This window comes from Amycolatopsis sp. lyj-112 (assembly GCF_046549055.1).
Taxonomy (GTDB): Bacteria; Actinomycetota; Actinomycetes; order Mycobacteriales; family Pseudonocardiaceae; genus Amycolatopsis.
Genome location: NZ_JAJPWS010000003.1, coordinates 239,225 through 257,732 on the forward strand (window position 1 = coordinate 239,225; position 18,508 = coordinate 257,732).

Below are 18,508 nucleotides of genomic sequence, written 5' to 3' on the forward strand. Positions count from 1 at the left end.
CTGACGCTTTGCGCGTGAAGGCCCCCTTCCCTCGGCTGAGCCGAGGGAAGGGGGCCTTCACGCGCAAACCTGTCAGCCGGCGAACTCGGGAAGCCGCTTCGCGACCTCCGCCGGTGACGGCATCGCCGCGACCTCGTCGGCGAGTGCCCGCGCCGCGGCACGGACGGCGTCGTCGGCCAGCAACTTTCGCGACCCTTCGAAAATGGCGTCTTCGGTGATGCCGTCGCCGATCAGCTGCCCGCCCACTCCGGCCGCGACGACGGCTTCGGCGTTCGTGAACTGGTCCGCCCCCTGCGGAAGGACCAGCTGCGGCAGCGCCTCACCGAAGGCACCGAGTGTCGTCCCGCTCCCGCCGTGGTGGACCACGAGGTCCACATGCGGCAGCAGTTCGGCCTGCGGCACCCACGCCTCGACCCGGACGTTCGCCGGGACATCGCCGAGCTGAGCCGGATCCACCGTGGGACCCGCCGCGACCACGACGTCCGCTTCGAGCCGGGCCAGCCCGCCGATGGCCCGCTTCAGCACACCTTCGTCACCGAAGGCGGTGCCGAGAGTGAGGTAGATCAGCGGACGGCTCTTGTCCCGCCCCAGCACGCCGGCCGGGAGGTCTCCCGGTTCGGCCCAGCCGACAGGACGCAACGGAACCCGTTTCGCTTCGGCCAGGAAATCGGGCGACTGCACCGTTTCCGGGCAGATGTCGAGGACCGGGTCACCGAAGGAAGGCAGCTCCACGCCGTCGAAACCGACCTCTTGCGCGTATTCCGCGAGGCGGCCGGTGATGACGTCGACGACGTCGCCCGGCGAAACCCGGCCGAAACCGTGTCCTATCGCGGGAATCCCGGCGAGGCGGGCGGCGATGGCGCCACCCATGTTGCCGCTTTCGTACACGACCAGATCCGGCCGATACCGCTCGAACAGCGGGGTCAGGTCGGCGACGAACCGCCGAGGCAGCACATTTCCGAACACTTGCGCGATAACGGGATAGAACAACTCGGGCGGGCCGTCATTCGGACGGGGCCGGGCGTCGGGCCCGAAGAACGAGGCGAACGCCTCCCGCATCCCGAATCCGGCGCTTTCCGTAGCCAAACCGGCCTTTTCGACGACCGGTCGTAGATCATCACCGGTGGCGAAAAGGACATCGTGCCCGGCGTCGCGCGCGGCGACGGCGAGCGGTAGTAGGGGATAGAGATGACCATGACTGACCAGAGAAGTGAAGATCAATCGCACCTTCTCCAACGTACCCGTAGGCTGACTCGGTGACGACTTCCTTGACCCCCGTTCTCAGGGATCAGGCGTTCCGCTGGATCGCCGATGATCCGGACGACGATTCCCGCGTCGAACTGCAGAACATCCTCGCCCGCGCGATGGGCGGCGAAGCCGGTGCCGCCGACGAACTGGCGGACCGGATGGCGGGACCGCTCGAGTTCGGCACCGCCGGGCTGCGCGGCCCGGTGCGCGCCGGACCCAATGGGATGAACGTCGCGGTCGTGACCCGGACGACGGCCGGCGTCGCCGCATGGCTGGACGGGCAAGGACATTCGGGCGGGGTCGTGGTGGTCGGCCGCGACGCGCGGCACGGTTCGGAAGCCTTCGCCGCGGCCGCCGCGGAAGTGCTGACGGCCGCCGGATTCGCGGTGAAGGTGCTGCCCAGGCCGCTGCCCACCCCGGTGCTCGCGTTCGCGGTGCTGGAACTCGGCGCGGTCGCGGGTATTCAGATCACCGCTTCGCACAATCCCCCGGCCGACAACGGGTACAAGCTTTACGACGCCACCGGTGGCCAGATCGTCCCGCCGTCGGACGGCCAGATCGAACGCGCCATCGAAGCCACGCCCGCCGCGGTCAGCGTGCCGCGCGAGCCGGGCGCCGAAGTCCTGGGCGAAGAACTCCGGGACGCTTACCTCGCCAAGGTCGCGCTCCTGCCCCGCGGCCCGGAACGCGCGGTCAAGGTCGCCGCGACGGCACTCCACGGCGTCGGCGCCGAAACCCTGCGCACCGCGTTCGAACGCGCCGGTTTCCCGGAAGTGCATCTGGTGGCCGAACAGGCCGAACCGGACCCCGGCTTCCCGACCGTCGCGTTCCCGAACCCGGAAGAGCCGGGCGCGACGGATCTTCTGCTGGCGCTGGCGTCCGAAGTGGACGCCGAGCTGGCGATCGCGCTCGACCCCGACGCGGACCGGTGCGCGCTGGGCGTACGCGAACGGGACGGTTCGTGGCGGATGCTGCGGGGCGACGAGACCGGCGTCCTGCTCGGCTGGCACGTTCTGTCCACTGTGGACAAATCGGTCGCGACGGACCCGCTCGTGGCCACGACGATCGTGTCGTCGTCGATGCTGGGCGAAGTCGCGAAGGAGTTCGGAGCGCGCTACGCCGAGACGCTGACCGGGTTCAAATGGCTGGTCCGCGCGGGCGACGGGCTGGTGTTCGCCTACGAGGAGGCGCTCGGCCTCTGCGTGAACCCCGGTTTCGTGCGCGACAAGGACGGCATCTCCGCCGCCGTGCTCGCCGCGGGACTCACCGCGTCGCTGCGCGCGGCCGGGCGCGGCCCGCTGGACGTCCTCGACGAACTGGCCGTCCGGCACGGGGTACACGTGACGGATCAGGTCTCGCTGCGGGTCACCGACCTTTCGGTGCGGGAGAAGCTGATGGCCGGCCTGCGCGCCGAACCGCCGACGTCGGTGGGCGGCACCGACGTCACGATGGAGGATCTCCTGCCCGACGCCGACGTCCTCCGCCTGACCGGCGAGGGGCTGCGGGTGGTGATCAGGCCGTCCGGAACCGAGCCGAAGCTGAAGGCGTATCTGCAGGTGAAACAGCCGGTCTCCGGCGATCTCGCCGAGGCTCGCGCCACCGCGGACGCACGGCTGGCCGCGCTCCGATCCGACATCGAGTCCCGTCTGACCTGACAATCGGCCCATGGCGAAGCTGCTGATCGTTCACCACACGCCGTCGCCCTCGATGCAGGCGATGTTCGAAGCCGTGCTTTCCGGCGCGAACCATCCGGACATCGAGGGCGTCGACGTCGTGCGCCGTCCGGCTCTGGGCGCGACCGTTCCCGACGTCCTCGAAGCGGACGGCTACCTGCTCGGCACGCCGGCGAACCTCGGCTACATGTCCGGGGCGCTGAAGCATTTCTTCGACACCGTGTACTACCCGTGCCTGGATTCGACGCGCGGACGACCGTTCGGTTTCTTCGTGCACGGCAACAGCGATACCGCGGGCACCGTACGCGGAATCGAAACGATCACCACGGGCCTCGGCTGGGAACGCGCGGCCGACCCGGTACTGCTCACCGGAGAACCGGGCAAAAAGGATTTGGACGCCTGTTTCGAACTCGGCGGCACCCTCGCGGCGACCCTCATGCCCTGACCACGCCGCCGCCCGCTAGCGCAATTAGTCCTCTAGTGGCGGTGAGAAAGATTCGGAAATTAAAGGGGCCTGTCACCGGAAGCCCTGGGGGTCGACCTCCGGCAACAGGCCTAGACCAAGGGTTCGCCGTGATGGCGATCAACCTTGGCTACCGAAGCGTACTACACCCAGCACGATCTTGTGCACCCGCCTGGGAAAAGGCCTCTCACTCCGTTGTCCGTGCACCCCCAGAGCACGGATTCCGGAGAGAGAGGCTCCGAACACGGTACGAAACCGCGCCACAACTGTAAACCACTGCATACATGTGCTGTCAACAGCTGCGGACAGGCCAAATCGCGTTACACTGCGACTACAGAACGAAGGGGGATCATGTCGCCGCACCACACCTTCGCCGAGAAGCTGAGCGCGCTGATCGACTCGGTACGCGCGGACGAAGGCGCCCCGCACAGCTATCGCGAACTGTCAGCGGCGATCGATCGCGCCGGCGGCCCCCCGATGTCGCCCGCGTACCTCCAGCAACTCGCCACCGGCAAGAGGATCAACCCGAAAATCCACTACGTCGAAGTGCTGGCGAAGTTGTTCGGCGTCCCGATCACGTACTTCTTCGAGAGCCAGGAACCGCAACCCGTCGGAGAGGTGAAGCTCATGGCCATGCGCGCACAGGAGCTCTCCCCGCAAGGCCGGCGCCAGGTCATGGACCTGCTGGAACTCGTCGAACGCTATGAACGGGCCGAGCGCGATCAGCCGGGTGAAGGCCGATGAAGGAACGCGAGCTTCGCAAGCGCTGCCGCAAGATGCTGAACAAGCTCGACATCGAGCCGCCGTTGGACGTCGGCGTGCTCTGCGAGCGGCTGGGCGAGCAGCGAGGCAGGTCGATCCGGCTGATGCCTTACCCGTTGGAGGTACCGGGTCCGTTCGGCTGCTGGATCGCCACCGGCTCGGCGGACTACATCTTCTTCCAGCAGGAGACCACGAAGTCCCACCAGGACCACATCATCCTGCACGAACTCGGCCATATGCTCGCCGATCACCACCCCGGCGGCGACGCCGAACCCGCCGACTTCCTCAGTGGGCCCGCGACCGGTCTCGACGGCGACGCCGTACACCGCGCTTTACGTCGCACCTCCTACGATGAGGCCCACGAATGGGAAGCCGAGACGGTGGCGACGATCATTCTCGAATGGGCGTCGGTCTTGAACTACACGATCCCCAGGCCCGCCGACGACGATGACGTCCGCCGCGTCCAAGGTGCGCTGGGTGATCACCAAGGGTGGCTGTGAACTCGCTGTTCTCCCCCATCAACATCGTGGCGATGGTGCTGTTCGCGACGGCGCTCGCCTGGCGGATCTACCAGACCTCCCGGGCGCCGCGCGTACTGCCGAACTGGGCGATCACCGTCACGATCGCCTGCGTCGCGGGCTCGTTCCTGGCGCAGCAGAAGGTGATCTCCGACTGGCTCGACGAGCTGACGGGCAAGGGCGCCGGACGTCTGGTCAACAACGTCATGCTGGCCATCGGGGCCTGCGCGCTGCTGATCGTCTTCCTGGGTTCCGCACTGGGCCCGCGCCGGCCTCGCCGAGTCCTCTTCGAACTGCTTCCGCTGGCCGCCGCGATCGTGCTGATGTTCATCGCGATGGCCGTCACACCAAGGGAAGCACGCGGCGCCGCACTGAGCCCCAAGCTCGTGCACGAGCCGGGCGTCGCGCTGTTCTACCTCGGGGCCGGGCTGTACCTGATCTACTGCCTGATCGCCTGCACCTGGTGGATCTTCCGGTACATCCGCACCGCGGACCGCAACCTCAGAACCGGGCTGAAACTCAGCGCGGCCGGGTTGCTCTGCCTGTCCGTCGGCAGCGTCTTCCGCGCGCTTTACATCGTCATCGCGTGGGCGTTCGGGCCGTCGGTGCCGGTTCTGCTCTCTGTCGCCATTCCCTTGGTGCTCCTCGGAATCGTGCTGTTCCTCGCGGGGATCACCTACCCGGGCGTGCGAGCGCGCTTCGCCGCGTTGCAGCGTCGGCGTCAGCATCAGCGTCACCACGAGCGGCTCACTCCTTTGTGGACGGTGCTGGCCGACGTGTACCCGAACATCGTGCTGCGGTCCACGCCGCGGGGCCGGTGGGACCAGTGGCGCCCGCGCACCGTGCACCGCCACTACTACCGCCGCGTGATCGAGATCCGGGACGGGCTCGTGCAGCTGAGTCCCTACCTCGACACCGACCTCACCGCGCTGGCCGTCGATGATCCCCGTGGAGCGGCGGAGGCACTGAAGACGGCGATCGCCAGACAAGCCGCGGGCGAGGAGAACGACGGCCGGGCGAAACTGGTGCTCCCCGGCGGCGGCGCCGACATCGAATCCGACGTGCGGCCGTTGCTCGCGCTCTCGGCCGCGGTTTCCCAGAACGGGGCATGACCTTGCAGCTTCTGCTGACAGCGAGCCGGATCTTGCCGCGCCCGAGTACGCCCATCGACGACGGAGCCGTTCTCGTCGACGGAGACCGGATCGTCGCGGCGGGCCCGCGCGCCGAAGTCGCCGCCCAGGCGTCGCCGGACGCCGAAACGCTCGACTTCCCCGGCGCGACACTGATGCCCGGCATGTTCAACGCCCACGTGCACCTGGCCTTCGACGCCTCTCGCGAAATGCTCCCGAACTTCCTGGCGAGCACGGACGAAACGCTGCGCGCGGGCGCACGTGAGCGGCTGGACCTCCTGCTGCGCAGCGGCGTCACGACGGTGCGGGATCTCGGCGACCGCGACGCCCTGGGCGCCCGGGTCCGGGCAGAGCTCGAAGCCGAAGGTGTGGCCGCTCCGCGTTTGCTGACCGCGGGCTCGCCGCTGACCGTCCCGAATGGACACTGCCACTTCTTCGGTGGCGCGGCGGCCGATGACCACACCATCCGGGCCGTGATCGACGCCAACGCGGCCGCCGGGGCCGACGTGATCAAGGTGATGGCCAGCGGCGGCCAGATCACCGAGGGCGGCGCGGACATGTGGGAGTCCCAGTTCGACGTCCGGACGCTCTGGCTGATCGTCGAGCACGCGGCGCGGCACGGACTCCCGGTCGCCGCGCACGCCCACGGCGCCGACGCGATCGAGGCGGCCGTCGAGGCCCGGGTCAGCACGATCGAGCACTGCACCTGGATGACCGGGCCTCAGCAGCAGGACAGGCGTGACTCCGTCGCCCAGAAGATGGCGGCCGAAGGCATCGCGGCGTGTTCGACGAGCAGCCGCAACTGGCGGATGATGGCCGAGCGCATGGGCGAGGAGCTCGCGAAGACCGTCTACGGCAGGCTTTCCTGGCTGGAAGAGCTGGGTGTCCCCCTGCTGGCGGGGACCGACGCCGGACTGCCCGGTTCGGTGTTCGACGACCCCGTCGGCGCCCTCGAACTCTACGAATGGCTCGGGTTCGGCCGACGTCGGATCCTCGAGATCGCGACCGAGGACAGCGCCACCGGGCTCGGCCTCGGCGACGTCACCGGCCGGCTCGCCCCCGGGCTGAGCGCCGACGTCCTGGTCGTCGACGGCGATCCGCTCGCCGACCTCTCCGCACTTCGAAACGTTCTCCTCGTCCTTTCGCGCGGCTCCCGGGCCTGACCCCTTCAAGCGGTACTCGGCAAGTTCCGTGACAGCGTTTTAAAACGATGTTATCGTTGCCGCACGCCACCACGAAGGGAAGAACCATGGAAGGCCCGATCAGGCTGTTCACGGTCATCGCGCTCGTGTCGCTGCCGACCGTGATGTACGGCGGGTATGCCCTGATGGGCGTCATGCGCGACCGGAAACTGACCGAACACCAACGAGCGATGTTCCGTGCCGGCCATGCCCACGCGGGTGTCCTGCTGATCCTGGCACTGGTCGCGCTGCAGATCCTCACGCAGACCGGCCTCTCGGACGTCGCACTGTGGATCACCTGTTCCCTGCTGCTCTTCGGCGTTCTCGCCCAGTCCGGCGGCTTTTTCCTGCACCTGGCACCGGGTAAGGGCAAGCTCGGCGGCCGGGTCACCAGCACCGGCGCCGTACTGCTCGGGGCGGCGATACTGACCACCGCGTACGGCGTGGCCTTCCCCTAGCAAAAGCGCCGGCGACGGCTCGTTAAGCTGGTTGACGTGCCTGAATACCTGCCGACAGCCCCCGTCAAGGGGACCCGCGACTTCCTGCCCGCCGAGATGTCCGTCCGGACGCAGGTGTTCGGCCATCTCTACGACGTCCTCGAACTGCGCGGCTTCCTCCGCTACGACGGGCCGATCCTCGAACCCGCCGAGATCTACGAGCGGAAGTCCGGCCAGGAGATCGCGGACCAGCAGCTCTACACGCTGACCACCAAGGGCGGCGAGCGGCTGGCGCTGCGCCCGGAGATGACGCCGTCGGTCGCCAGGATGATCGCGGGCAACGCGAAGTCGCTGCAGTTCCCGGTGCGCTGGTACAGCCACCCGAACTGCCACCGCTACGAGCGGCCGCAGCGTGGCCGCGTTCGCGAGCACTGGCAGATCAACGCGGATATCTTCGGTTCGGACAGCGCGAACTGCGAGATCGAGATCTTCGAGCTCGTCCACGACATGATGGGCGCGCTCGGAGCGACCCCGGACATGTTCCAGGTGCGCGCCAACGACCGGAACCTGCTCTCTTCGGCGCTCACCGACATCGTCGGGGTGACGCCCGAGCAGCTGCCGCAGGTGTTCACCCTGGTGGACCGCTGGGAGAAGTCGGATCGCACGAAGCTGAGCGACACCGCCGCCGAGATCGGCCTGACCGACAAGCAGTTCGAGAAGCTGACCGAGATCCTGACTTCCGGCACGGCTCTGCTCGACGAGCTTCCCGAGCAGGTCAAGGAGAACTCGAACCTGGTGAAGGTGCTGTCGAGCGGCGCCGCGGACCTGGTCACGTTCGATCCCATGATCGTGCGCGGGCTCGCGTACTACACGTCGACCGTGTTCGAGGTCTTCGACACCTCCCCGGAAAACCGCCGCGCCCTCTTCGGCGGCGGCCGGTACAGCGACCTCGCGTCCCTGTTCACGTCGCAGCAGATCCCGGGGATCGGCTTCGGCATGGGCGACGTCACGCTGATCGACTTCCTCGACACCCACGACCTCACGCCGAAGCAGCGCAGCGAGGCCGATGTCGTGGTGATCCCGGTCGTCGAAGAACTCACCGACGCCGCGCGCGACGTCGCGGGACGGCTGAGGAAGGCCGGTCTGCGCACGTCCACGCCCATCGATCTCCGCAAGCTGGGCAAGGAACTCACCCGAGCCGACAAGGCCGGTGCGCGGGCAGTGGTGATCGTCGGCCAGGAAGACTGGGACGCCGGGAACGTGACGGTCCGCAGCCTCGCGACCCGCGAGCAGCAGACCGTGGCCGTCGACGCCGTGGTCTCGACCGTCACTTCCCTGCTCTGACAACGTAACTCGCGTGTTTGAAGACGTGACTCACGTGCTTGGAGCCGGATCATCGTGATCCGGCTCCAAACACGCGTGTGACGTTCCTGAGCACGCGAGTTACGGTCAGCGTGACAGCAGGCGCATGGCCGCTTCGGGGTAACGCTCGCCGGCGACAGCGTCGGCAGGCACCGCCGCCTCGATCGCGGCCAGGTCCTCGGCGGTCAGCTCCAGACCGACTGCCGCGACGTTCTCTTCGAGGTACTTGAGACGCTTCGTGCCCGGAATCGGTACGACGTCCTCGCCTCGGGCCTGTACCCACGCCAACGCCAGCTGGCCCGCGGTCACACCCTTCGGCTCGGCCAACGCACGCAGCGCCTCGACGATAGCCAGGTTCCGCTCCAGGTTGCCCTCGGCGAACCTCGGCTGGGTCGTCTGCCGGAAGTCCCCTTCCGCGAAGTCCTCTTTGGACTTGTAGCGGCCGGTGAGGAAACCGCGCCCCAGCGGCGAATACGGCACCAGCCCGATACCGAGCTCACGGCAGACCGGAACGACCTCGTCCTCGATGTCCCGCGACCACAGCGACCATTCGGTCTGCACCGCCGTCACCGGATGCACCGCGTGCGCCCGCCGGATCGTGTCCGGGCCTGCCTCAGAAAGCCCGATGTGCCGGATCTTCCCTTGCTCCACCAGTGAGGACAGCGCGCCGGCGGTCTCCTCGATCGGCACGCTCGTGTCGACCCGGTGCTGGTAGTACAGGTCGATGTGATCGACGTTCAGCCTGCGCAGCGAGGCTTCGACCTGTTGCCGCACATAGAACTCGTCACCCCGGATCCCGCGTTTCCCGGGATCGGCCTCGTCACGCACGATGCCGAACTTGGTCGCCAGCACGACCTGATCGCGTTTGCCCGCCAGCGCTCGGCCGACCAGTTCCTCGTTGCGGCCGAAGCCGTACATGTCCGCCGTGTCGATCAAGGTCACGCCCAGCTCGATCGCGCGATGGATCGTCGCGATCGATTCGGTGTCGTCACCTTGGCCGTAGAACTCGCTCATACCCATGCAGCCGAGCCCCTGCGCGCCGACTTCCAGCGTGCCGAGCCTCCGAAGGGGCAGCGTCGAACCCGTCATGTTCTCTCTCGCACTTCTCAGGATCACTTGCCGGCCGCGCGGGCGAGCCGCTCCGGGTAACGTTCCCCGGCGATCGCCTCGGCGGGCGCGGCCTTTTCGATGGCCTCGATGTCCACTTCGGACAGTTCCAGCTCGGCCGCGGCGGCATTCTCCTCAAGGTACTTACGCCGCTTGGTGCCCGGAATCGGCACGACGTCGTCACCCTGCGACTGAACCCACGCGAGTGCCAGCTGCCCCGCCGTCACACCCCTTTCCGCCGCCAAAGCGCGCAGCGCCTCGACGATGGCCAGGTTCCGCTCGAAGTTGCCCTCGGCGAACCTCGGCAGCCCGTGGCGCATGTCGTCCGCCGGCAGGTCCTTCACCGACGTCACGCTGCCGGTGAGGAAACCGCGGCCGAGGGGCGAGAACGGCACGATGCCGATCCCCAGCTCACGGACGGTCGAGAGGATCTCGCCTTCGATGCCGCGAGTCCACAAGGACCATTCGCTCTGCAGAGCCGCCACCGGGTGGACGGCGTGCGCGCGGCGGATCGTCTCGGCACCGGCCTCGGAGATCCCGGCGAACCGGATCTTCCCCTCGTCCACCAGCTCCGAGAGCGCGCCCCAGGTCTCTTCGACCGGCGTGTCCGGATCGACGCGGTGCTGGTAGAAGAGGTCGATGTGGTCGACGTTCAGCCGTCGCAAGGAGTCTTCGCAGCACTTCTTGACGTAGGCCGCGTCCCCCCGAGCGGCCATCCCGCCGTCTTCGGTCCAGACGATGCCGAATTTGGTCGCCAGCACGACCTGGTCCCGCTTGCCCGCGATCGCCTGGCCGACGAATTCTTCGTTCTCGCCGTCGGCGTACACGTTGGACGTGTCGAGCAGGGTCACGCCCAGTTCGAGGGCACGGTGGATGGTGGCGATCGACTCCGCGTCGTTGTCGCGGACGCCGTAGGCCTGGCTCATACCCATGCAGCCGAGCCCCTGCGCCCCGACTTCCAGACCGCCGAGCCTCCTGGTGCTGATCACGCTGAAATTCCCTCCATGGTGGCTCCGGTGCCGAGCACCTTGCGTTCCACCTGGTCGTAGTGGTCGATCTTGTAGTCGAGGATCTCGAGACACGTCCGCAGCTCGGCGATCCGATCCGCGACCGACGTGCGCTGGTCGACGAGAATCGCCTTCCGGCGCCCCGCACTCGCCGCACCGTGGTGACGCAGGGCCGCGTACTCCCGCATGCGCTTGATGGGCATGCCGGTCAGGCGCAGCTTGGTCAGGAACCCCAGCCACCCGAGGTCGTCGTCGGTGTAGGCACGGCGCCCCGCGGCGTCCCTGGCCGGGGGTTCGACGAGTTTGATGCGCTCGTAGTACCGGAGAGTGTCGATGGACAACCCGCTACGTCGCGCGGCTTCCGCTATCGAGTAGCTCATGTCAACGACAGTACGACCTGGAGTGCGCTCCAGGTCAACTCCGAATTCTCGCGATTGATAACAGCGTTGCGATACGCTCGGATCATGCCCCGCCCCAGGACGCACGACGAGAACCTCCGGCTGAAACTGCTGGACCGCGCCGGTGAGCTCATCTCTGCCGACGGCCCGAAGGCACTCAGCCTCCGCAAACTGGCCGCGGACGTCGGCACGTCCACCACCGCGGTCTATTCACTCTTCGGCGGGAAGACGGACCTCGTCAGCGCACTCTTCTCCGAGGGATTCCGGCGTTTCGGCGTCCGGATGTCCGGTGTCTCGCGCACCGGCGACCCGATCGAGGACCTGGTGCGGCTCGGCGTCGCGTATCGGGCGAGCGCGCTGGCCGACCCGCATCTGTACGCGATCATGTTCACGAAGTCGGTGCCGGGTTTCGAGCCGGCCGAGGAGACATCCGAGCAGGCTCGCGCCACGATGGCGCCCCTGGAGGAGACGATCCGCAAGGCTGTCACCGACGGCGTCTTCGCCGACGTCCCGCCCGAAGTCATCGTCGTGAGCTGCTGGGGCATCGTGCACGGCCTCGTGTCGCTGGAACTGAACGGGAACCTGCCGGACGCGCACACCGTGAGCACCGCCTACGAAATGGCGCTTCGGGCGAACGCCTCCGGCTGGCTGCGCCGCTAACCCCCGCTTCGCTCCCCGCGCTCCACCTGCGTTTAGCGGGCTAACCGCGATCTGTCGGCGCCCCGGCACGCACTTAGCCGACTAAACGCGCCCCCAGCCGCACCAGGCCCAGAAGTCCGTGAAGGCCTCCTTGAGGGACTCTGGGTCCCTCAAGGAGGCCTTCACGGACTTGCGGCCACACGAAGCCTGACGGATCGCGTTTAGTCGGCTAAACGCAGGTCAAACGGCCCCGTACTGGCGGTCCCCCGCGTCTCCGAGCCCGGGCACGATGAACCCGGAGTCGTTGAGCCGTTCGTCGATGCTCGCGGTCACCACCCGCAGCGGCAGCCCGGTCTTCTCCAGGTGTGCGATCCCCTCGGGCGCCGCCAAAGCGCAGATGGCGGTGACGTCGGTGGCGCCCCGGTCGATGAGCAGGCGGATCGTGTACTCCATCGAGCCGCCGGTCGCGAGCATCGGGTCGAGCACCATCACCGGCCGGTCGGCGAGCGATTCGGGCAGCGACTCCAGGTACGGCGTCGGTTTGAGCGTCTCCTCGTCGCGGGCGAGCCCGACGAAGCCCATCTGGGCGTCGGGGATCAGCTTGTGCGCCTGATCCGCCATCCCCAGCCCGGCCCGCAGCACCGGCACCAGCAGCGGCGGGCTGGCGAGCGCGTAGCCGTCGGTGCGGGCGACCGGGGTGTGGATCCGCTCGATCCGCACGGGCATGTCGCGCGTGGCTTCGTAGACCAGCATGACGGTGAGTTCGTGCAGCGCCGCGCGGAAGGCGGCACTGTCGGTGCGCGCGTCGCGCATGGTGGAAAGCCGGGCCTTGGCCAGCGGGTGATCAACGACGTGCACATCCATGCCGGTCAATTTAGCCCGTCAGGCCTGCCGCGCGAACCAGCCGACCCAGCGGCGCTGCCACGGCATCTCCACCGAACGCTCGTGATGGTTGGCCCGCGCCCACGCCACGGCCTCGTCGGCGGTCAGCCCGGAAAGCGTCGCCAGACAGGAAAGCACCGTGCCGGTCCGCCCCACCCCGCCGTAACAGGCGATCTCGACGTTCTCCCCCGCCGCGGCCCGCCCGTGCAGGGCCACGATCTTCCGCCGCGCGTCCTCCCGGTCCAGCGGCACCAGGAAGTCGGGCCAGCGGATCCACTCGTGGTCCCAGTCCAGCTTGTGGTCGTGCTTACGCCGCAGCTTCGCGCCGCCCAGATACAGCCCGAAATCCGGCGATGGCCCCTCTGGCCAGGGGCGCCCCAGGCCGCGCCCCCGCACTTCGACACCATCCGGCAGTTCGATCGCTCCAAGTAGTGAGTTCCCCATCACGGCAGAATCCCACTGTCCGCCAGAAGATGGACGCCCGACCCCTCGACCGGCGCTAGGCTACTGCGCGTGAGCGAAGAGCCGGCTCTGCCGGGACCCGAACAGATGCGCATCTCCGACGCCGACCGTGAGCAGGTCGCGCAGGTGCTGCACGCGGCGATGTCCGAGGGCCGCATCACCATCAACGAGCTGGAAGAACGGCTCACCATCGTCTACGCGGCCAAGACCGTCGGAGACCTCAAGCCGGTCACCGCGGACCTGCCGCAGACCCGCTCGGCGATCCAACCGGCGACGTCGCGCGCGCTCGGCCTGCCCGACGACCGCATCGGCGGGCACCCGGGCTCCGGCGCTTCGATCGCCGTCATGTCCGGCGCGTCCCGCAAGGGCAGCTGGGTCGTTCCGCCGCAGCACAACAGTTTCGCGTTCTGGGGCGGGACCGACATCGACCTGCGGCACGCGCGCTTCGCCGAGAAGAACACGACGATCACCGCGGTCGCGATCATGGGCGGGATCGACATCATCGTGCCCGACGACATCAACGTGGAGGTCACCGGAATCGGCTTCATGGGCGCGTTCGAGCTGGAAGACCGCTCCGGTGCGCCTGCCGCGCCGCCGACCGCGCCGACGGTGAAGATCACCGGGCTGGCGTTCTGGGGCGCCGTCATCGTCAAGCGGAAGCCCCGTAAGAAAGACGTACCTGAACTCGAAGCCTGACTCGCACCGAACCGGGGGACCGTCTGATGCGCCGAAGTTTCGTAGCCATCGCTTGTGCCGCACTGCTTTCCGCGACCGCCTTCCCGGCGGCAGCCGCCGAGAAGACCGATCCGCGCCAGGCCGCGATGGACGCGGCGGTCGCCGCGGGCATTCCGGGCATGGTCGCGGTCGCCGACGACTTCCGCGGGGTGAGCGGCGTCGCGAGCATCGAACGGCCCGGCAAGCCCGACGCGTCGGGACGCTGGCGGGTCGCGAGTGTGTCCAAGGTCTTCGTCGCGACGCTGGTCCTGCAGCTCGTCGCCGAGAAACGCGCCGCTCTCGACGAACCCGTCCAGCGCTACCTGCCCGGGCTGCTGCCGTACCCGGAGCCGATCACCGTCCGCCAGGTCCTGCAGCACACCAGCGGTCTCCCGCGCGACCTGCTCCCCGAGGATTCCTGGGCGACGCTGCCGGAGATCGACACCGAACGCTTCGAGCACTTCGACAGCGACGACGAAATCCGTCTCAGCACGAAGAAGCAGCCGCTGCTGTTCAAGCCGGGGACGAGCTGGGCGTACTCCAACACCGGCTACAACGTCCTCGGCCTGCTGGTCGAGAAGCTTTCCCGGAAGCCACTGGAGCGGGTGCTGGCCGAACGCATCACCGGCCCGCTGCACCTGCGCGACACCTCGCTCCCCCGCGACTTCCCGTTCCTGCTCGGCCCGGCCGCCCGCGGCTACGAGCAGCTCTACGACGCGCCCCGCGGCCTCACCGACGTCACCACCTACAACTACTCGCGCTACTACGCCGCGGGCGGTGTGGTGTCCTCGGGCGCGGACCTCAACCGCTTCTTCGAGGCCCTGCTCGGCGGCCGTCTGCTGCCGCCCGCCCTGCTCACGCAGATGAAGACGACGGTCCCGGCGGGCGGCATGGAGTACGGCCTCGGCTTGATGAAGCTGAACCTCAAGAGTGCGGGCATCTGCGCGGAGGACATCACCATCTGGGGTCACGGCGGCGACCTGCCCGGCTACAACACCCTCAGTTTCCGTGACGAATCCGGCAAGAACATCTCCACGATGGCCACGGTGGATCTCACCGTGTCGCAGGACGCCGCGATCAAGCGGCAGCTGCCGATGGTCAACGAGTTCTGTACGCCGGTGCTGCCCGCGCGGGCCGCCGCCCAGGCCCCGGTGCCAAGCTTGTAGGCCGCCTACACTCACCGGTATGACAGCTACGACCAGCTCGTCAGCGGCGGCGGACACCCCGGCGCCACTGACGGACGCGACTCGCGACGAGGCGAGCCTGCGCCGCTTCCTGCACGGCCTGCCTGGTGTCGACCAGGTCGGCGTCGAGCAGCGAGCAGCAGGCCTCGGCACGCGCAGCATCAAGAAGGCCGCCAAGCTCTGGGCGATCGACACCGCCATCTCGATGGTCGACTTGACGACCCTCGAAGGTGCCGACACCCGGGGCAAGGTCCGCGCACTGGCGGCGAAGGCCAAGCGGCCCGACCCGGACCGGCCGGACACCCCCTCGGTGGCGGCCGTGTGCGTGTACCCGGACATGGTCGAGACGGCCGTCGAGGCGCTCCAAGGCACCGGCATCCACGTCGCGAGTGTCGCCACCGGCTTCCCGGCGGGCCGCACGAGCCGCGAGATCAAGCTGGCCGACACCAAGATCGCCGTCGACGCCGGTGCGTCCGAAGTCGACATGGTGATCGACCGCGGCGCCTTCCTGGAGGGCCGCTACATGGCGGTCTTCGAGGAGATCCAGGCCATCAAGGCCGCCTGCGGCAGCGCTCACCTGAAGGTGATCCTCGAGACCGGTGAGCTGGCCACCTACGACAACGTCCGCCGCGCGTCCTGGCTCGCGCTGCTGGCGGGCGGCGACTTCATCAAGACCTCCACCGGCAAGATCTCGCCCGCCGCGACACTGCCGGTCACACACGTGATGCTGCAGGCCGTCCACGACTGGTTCAACCAGTCCGGGGAGCTGCGCGGCGTCAAACCCGCCGGTGGGATCCGGACGACCAAGGACGCGATCAAGTACCTGGTGGCGGTGCACGAGGTCGCCGGTGAGCAGTGGCTGAACCCGGACCTGTTCCGGTTCGGGGCGTCCAGCCTGCTCAACGACCTCCTGCTGCAGCGCCGCACCCAGGCCGACGGCCACTACAGCGGTCCCGACTACGTGACGGTGGACTGACCATGGGCATCTTCGAGTACGCGCCCGCGCCCGAATCGCGCGACATCGCGAACCTCAAACCGCACTACCGGCCGTTCATCAACGGCGAGTTCGTCGACGGCTCCGGCGAGCCGCTCAAAACGATCAACCCGGCCACCGAAGAGGTGCTCGCCGAGGTCGGCACGGCGTCGACGTCCGATGTGGACACCGCGGTCAAGGCCGCACGCAAGGCGTACACAGGCGTCTGGTCCAAGATGCCGGGCTCGGAACGCGCCAAGTACCTGTTCCGCATCGCGCGCCTGATCCAGGAGCGGTCGCGGGAGCTGGCCGTTCTGGAGAGCCTCGACAACGGCAAGCCCATCAAGGAATCTCGCGATTCCGACGTGCCGACGGCCGCCGCGCACTTCTTCTACCATGCGGGCTGGGCCGACAAGCTCGACTACGCGGGCTACGGCCCGAACCCGCGGCCGCTCGGTGTCGCGGGCCAGGTCATCCCGTGGAACTTCCCGCTGCTCATGCTGGCGTGGAAGATCGCGCCCGCGCTGGCCACCGGCAACACCGTGGTGCTCAAGCCCGCGGAGACCACGCCCCTGACGGCGCTCGTCTTCGCGGAGATCTGCCAGCAGGCCGAACTCCCGCCCGGCGTGGTCAACATCCTGCCCGGCGCCGGGGACATCGGCGCCGCGCTGGTGGGCCACAACGACGTCAACAAGGTCGCCTTCACCGGATCGACCGACGTCGGCAAGGCCATCCAGCGTCAGGTCGCCGGAACCTCGAAGAAGCTCACCCTGGAGCTGGGCGGAAAAGCGGCGAACATCGTGTTCGACGATGCCGCGCTGGACCAGGCCGTCGAGGGGATCGTCAACGGGATCTTCTTCAACCAGGGCCACGTCTGCTGCGCCGGTTCGCGCCTCCTGGTCCAGGAGTCCATCGCCGAGGAACTTCTGGAGAAGCTCCGCTACCGCGTCTCGACGCTGCGGCTGGGCGACCCGCTGGACAAGAACACCGACATCGGCGCGATCAACTCCGCCGAGCAGCTCGCGAAGATCAAGGGCCTGGTGGAATCCGGCGACGCCGAGGGCGCACAGCGCTGGACCAGCCCGTGCCCGGTGCCCGAACGCGGTTTCTTCTTCGCTCCCACGGTGTTCTCCGATGTCCAGCAGTCGATGCGCATCGCCCGCGAAGAGATCTTCGGCCCGGTGCTGTCGGTGCTGACCTTCCGCACGCCGGACGAAGCCGTCACCAAGGCGAACAACACGCCGTACGGGCTCTCCGCCGGCATCTGGACCGAGAAGGGCTCGCGCATCCTGTGGATGGCGAACCAGCTCCGCGCCGGTGTCGTCTGGGCCAACACGTTCAACCGCTTCGATCCCGCCGCGCCGTTCGGCGGCTACCAGGAGTCGGGTTTCGGCCGCGAAGGCGGACGCACCGGACTGGAGGCTTACCTCGATGTCTGACCGAATTTCGGTGGCGAAGACCTACAAACTCTACGTCGGCGGCAAGTTCCCTCGCTCCGAGTCGGGCCGCGTGTACCCGGTCTCCGACGCGAAGGGCAAGTTCCTGGCCAACGCCTCGCACGCGTCCCGAAAGGACGTTCGCGACGCGGTTTCCGCCGCCCGCAAGGCTTTCGGTGGCTGGTCGGCGGCGACCGCCTACAACCGCGGCCAGGTGCTCTACCGGGTCGCGGAGGTACTGGAAGGCCGTCGCGAGCAGTTCGTCGCGGAAGTGGTCGCTTCCGAAGGCGTGGCGACGAAGAAGGCACAGTCCCTTGTGGACGCTTCGATCGACCGCTGGGTCTGGTACGCGGGCTGGACGGACAAGATCGCGACCGTGCTCGGCGCGACCAACCCGGTCGCGGGGCCGTACTTCTCCTTCACCGTCCCGGAACCGACCGGTGTCGTCGGTGTGCTGGCACCTCAGCAGTCTTCGCTGCTGGGCCTGGTGAGCGTGCTGGCGCCGGTGCTGGCGACGGGCTCGACCGCGGTGGTCGTCTCCAGCGCGGAGCGGCCGCTGCCCGCGATCACCCTGTCGGAGGTTCTGGCGACGTCCGACCTGCCCGGCGGGGTCGCGAACATCCTGACCGGCCGGGCGTCGGAACTCGGTTCTTGGCTGGCTTCGCACGGCGACGTCAACGCCCTCGACCCGACCGGCGCGGAGCCTTCCGCACGCGCGGACCTGGCACGCGACGCCGCGGGCACCGTGAAGCGCGTCCTGACCGTGCCGGACGCCGAGCCGGACTGGACGGCCGACGCCGACATGGGCCGGCTGCGGCGCTATCTCGAGGCGAAGACCGTCTGGCACCCCCTAGGCGTCTAGACCACCCAGAAGCGCGTGAAGGCCCCCTTCCCTCGGCTGAGCAGAGGGAAGGGGGCCTTCACGCGCTTTC

The 18,508-nt window shown here is 68.3% G+C and carries 20 protein-coding genes; 14 read left to right on the plus strand and 6 right to left on the minus strand.

Annotated features, from left to right (window positions below):
* Nucleotides 1–72: 72 nt before the first annotated feature.
* A complete protein-coding gene (locus ACLJRL_RS13115) occupies nucleotides 73–1,227 on the minus strand; it encodes a glycosyltransferase (protein WP_410656407.1) in 1,155 nt (384 codons plus the stop codon).
* Nucleotides 1,228–1,256: 29 nt separating this feature from the next.
* On the opposite strand from ACLJRL_RS13115, the gene ACLJRL_RS13120 reads away from it, so the two are divergent.
* The 8 genes from ACLJRL_RS13120 (at nucleotide 1,257) to hisS (ending at nucleotide 8,756) form a co-directional block, all read left to right on the plus strand.
* A complete protein-coding gene (locus ACLJRL_RS13120) occupies nucleotides 1,257–2,903 on the plus strand; it encodes a phospho-sugar mutase (protein WP_410656408.1) in 1,647 nt (548 codons plus the stop codon).
* A 10-nt stretch (nucleotides 2,904–2,913) separates the two neighbouring features.
* Nucleotides 2,914–3,366 (plus strand): flavodoxin family protein, encoded by a 453-nt coding sequence (locus tag ACLJRL_RS13125; RefSeq protein WP_410656409.1) that lies wholly within the window; start codon nucleotides 2,914–2,916, stop codon nucleotides 3,364–3,366.
* 369 nt (nucleotides 3,367–3,735) lie between these two features.
* A complete protein-coding gene (locus ACLJRL_RS13130; protein ID WP_410656410.1) occupies nucleotides 3,736–4,128 on the plus strand; it encodes an XRE family transcriptional regulator in 393 nt (130 codons plus the stop codon).
* Nucleotides 4,125–4,646, plus strand: coding sequence for a hypothetical protein (locus tag ACLJRL_RS13135; RefSeq protein WP_410656411.1), 522 nt, complete (start codon nucleotides 4,125–4,127; stop codon nucleotides 4,644–4,646). Before ACLJRL_RS13130 ends, ACLJRL_RS13135 begins: the two co-directional genes overlap by 4 nt.
* Nucleotides 4,643–5,776, plus strand: a complete 1,134-nt coding sequence (locus ACLJRL_RS13140) for an MAB_1171c family putative transporter (RefSeq protein WP_410656913.1) — start codon at nucleotides 4,643–4,645, stop codon at nucleotides 5,774–5,776. Before ACLJRL_RS13135 ends, ACLJRL_RS13140 begins: the two co-directional genes overlap by 4 nt.
* Nucleotides 5,773–6,957 carry an amidohydrolase family protein gene (locus tag ACLJRL_RS13145; protein WP_410656412.1) on the plus strand — a complete coding sequence of 395 codons (1,185 nt, stop codon included), beginning with the start codon at nucleotides 5,773–5,775 and terminating at the stop codon, nucleotides 6,955–6,957. Before ACLJRL_RS13140 ends, ACLJRL_RS13145 begins: the two co-directional genes overlap by 4 nt.
* An 86-nt stretch (nucleotides 6,958–7,043) precedes the next feature.
* On the plus strand, nucleotides 7,044–7,433 hold the full coding sequence (locus ACLJRL_RS13150) for a hypothetical protein (RefSeq protein WP_410656413.1): 390 nt from the start codon (nucleotides 7,044–7,046) through the stop codon (nucleotides 7,431–7,433).
* Between the two features lie 36 nt (nucleotides 7,434–7,469).
* Nucleotides 7,470–8,756, plus strand: coding sequence for a histidine--tRNA ligase (gene hisS, locus ACLJRL_RS13155; protein WP_410656414.1), 1,287 nt, complete (start codon nucleotides 7,470–7,472; stop codon nucleotides 8,754–8,756).
* A gap of 105 nt (nucleotides 8,757–8,861) precedes the next feature.
* Here hisS and ACLJRL_RS13160 read toward each other — a convergent pair whose 3' ends face one another.
* Genes ACLJRL_RS13160 through ACLJRL_RS13170 form a run of 3 tightly spaced genes read right to left on the minus strand, consistent with a single transcriptional unit; the run spans nucleotide 8,862 to nucleotide 11,268 of the window.
* On the minus strand, nucleotides 8,862–9,863 hold the full coding sequence (locus ACLJRL_RS13160; RefSeq protein WP_410656415.1) for an aldo/keto reductase: 1,002 nt from the start codon (nucleotides 9,861–9,863) through the stop codon (nucleotides 8,862–8,864).
* Nucleotides 9,864–9,886: 23 nt separating this feature from the next.
* Nucleotides 9,887–10,870 carry an aldo/keto reductase gene (locus ACLJRL_RS13165; RefSeq protein WP_410656416.1) on the minus strand — a complete coding sequence of 328 codons (984 nt, stop codon included), beginning with the start codon at nucleotides 10,868–10,870 and terminating at the stop codon, nucleotides 9,887–9,889.
* Nucleotides 10,867–11,268, minus strand: coding sequence for a MerR family transcriptional regulator (locus tag ACLJRL_RS13170; RefSeq protein WP_410656417.1), 402 nt, complete (start codon nucleotides 11,266–11,268; stop codon nucleotides 10,867–10,869). The genes ACLJRL_RS13165 and ACLJRL_RS13170 overlap by 4 nt, the downstream gene beginning before the upstream one ends.
* A gap of 84 nt (nucleotides 11,269–11,352) precedes the next feature.
* Between ACLJRL_RS13170 and ACLJRL_RS13175 the strand changes: the two genes are divergently transcribed.
* Nucleotides 11,353–11,946, plus strand: a complete 594-nt coding sequence (locus ACLJRL_RS13175) for a TetR/AcrR family transcriptional regulator (protein WP_410656418.1) — start codon at nucleotides 11,353–11,355, stop codon at nucleotides 11,944–11,946.
* A 219-nt stretch (nucleotides 11,947–12,165) separates the two neighbouring features.
* Here the strand turns inward: ACLJRL_RS13175 and upp are convergent, their stop codons facing one another.
* Nucleotides 12,166–12,789 carry a uracil phosphoribosyltransferase gene (gene upp / locus ACLJRL_RS13180; RefSeq protein ID WP_410656419.1) on the minus strand — a complete coding sequence of 208 codons (624 nt, stop codon included), beginning with the start codon at nucleotides 12,787–12,789 and terminating at the stop codon, nucleotides 12,166–12,168.
* Between the two features lie 18 nt (nucleotides 12,790–12,807).
* A complete protein-coding gene (locus ACLJRL_RS13185; RefSeq protein WP_410656420.1) occupies nucleotides 12,808–13,251 on the minus strand; it encodes a protein-tyrosine phosphatase family protein in 444 nt (147 codons plus the stop codon).
* A 105-nt stretch (nucleotides 13,252–13,356) separates the two neighbouring features.
* Between ACLJRL_RS13185 and ACLJRL_RS13190 the strand changes: the two genes are divergently transcribed.
* Genes ACLJRL_RS13190 through ACLJRL_RS13210 form a run of 5 tightly spaced genes read left to right on the plus strand, consistent with a single transcriptional unit; the run spans nucleotide 13,357 to nucleotide 18,438 of the window.
* Entirely contained in the window at nucleotides 13,357–13,965 is a 609-nt protein-coding gene (locus ACLJRL_RS13190) for a DUF1707 domain-containing protein (RefSeq protein ID WP_410656914.1), read from the plus strand.
* 26 nt (nucleotides 13,966–13,991) lie between these two features.
* Nucleotides 13,992–15,149 (plus strand): serine hydrolase domain-containing protein, encoded by a 1,158-nt coding sequence (locus ACLJRL_RS13195; RefSeq protein ID WP_410656421.1) that lies wholly within the window; start codon nucleotides 13,992–13,994, stop codon nucleotides 15,147–15,149.
* A gap of 19 nt (nucleotides 15,150–15,168) precedes the next feature.
* The gene (gene deoC / locus ACLJRL_RS13200) at nucleotides 15,169–16,143 is read left to right on the plus strand and encodes a deoxyribose-phosphate aldolase (protein ID WP_410656422.1); all 975 of its coding nucleotides are present in this window, start codon (nucleotides 15,169–15,171) and stop codon (nucleotides 16,141–16,143) included.
* 2 nt (nucleotides 16,144–16,145) lie between these two features.
* The gene (locus tag ACLJRL_RS13205) at nucleotides 16,146–17,579 is read left to right on the plus strand and encodes an aldehyde dehydrogenase family protein (protein ID WP_410656423.1); all 1,434 of its coding nucleotides are present in this window, start codon (nucleotides 16,146–16,148) and stop codon (nucleotides 17,577–17,579) included.
* A complete protein-coding gene (locus ACLJRL_RS13210) occupies nucleotides 17,572–18,438 on the plus strand; it encodes an aldehyde dehydrogenase family protein (protein WP_410656424.1) in 867 nt (288 codons plus the stop codon). The genes ACLJRL_RS13205 and ACLJRL_RS13210 overlap by 8 nt, the downstream gene beginning before the upstream one ends.
* Nucleotides 18,439–18,508 lie beyond the last annotated feature (70 nt).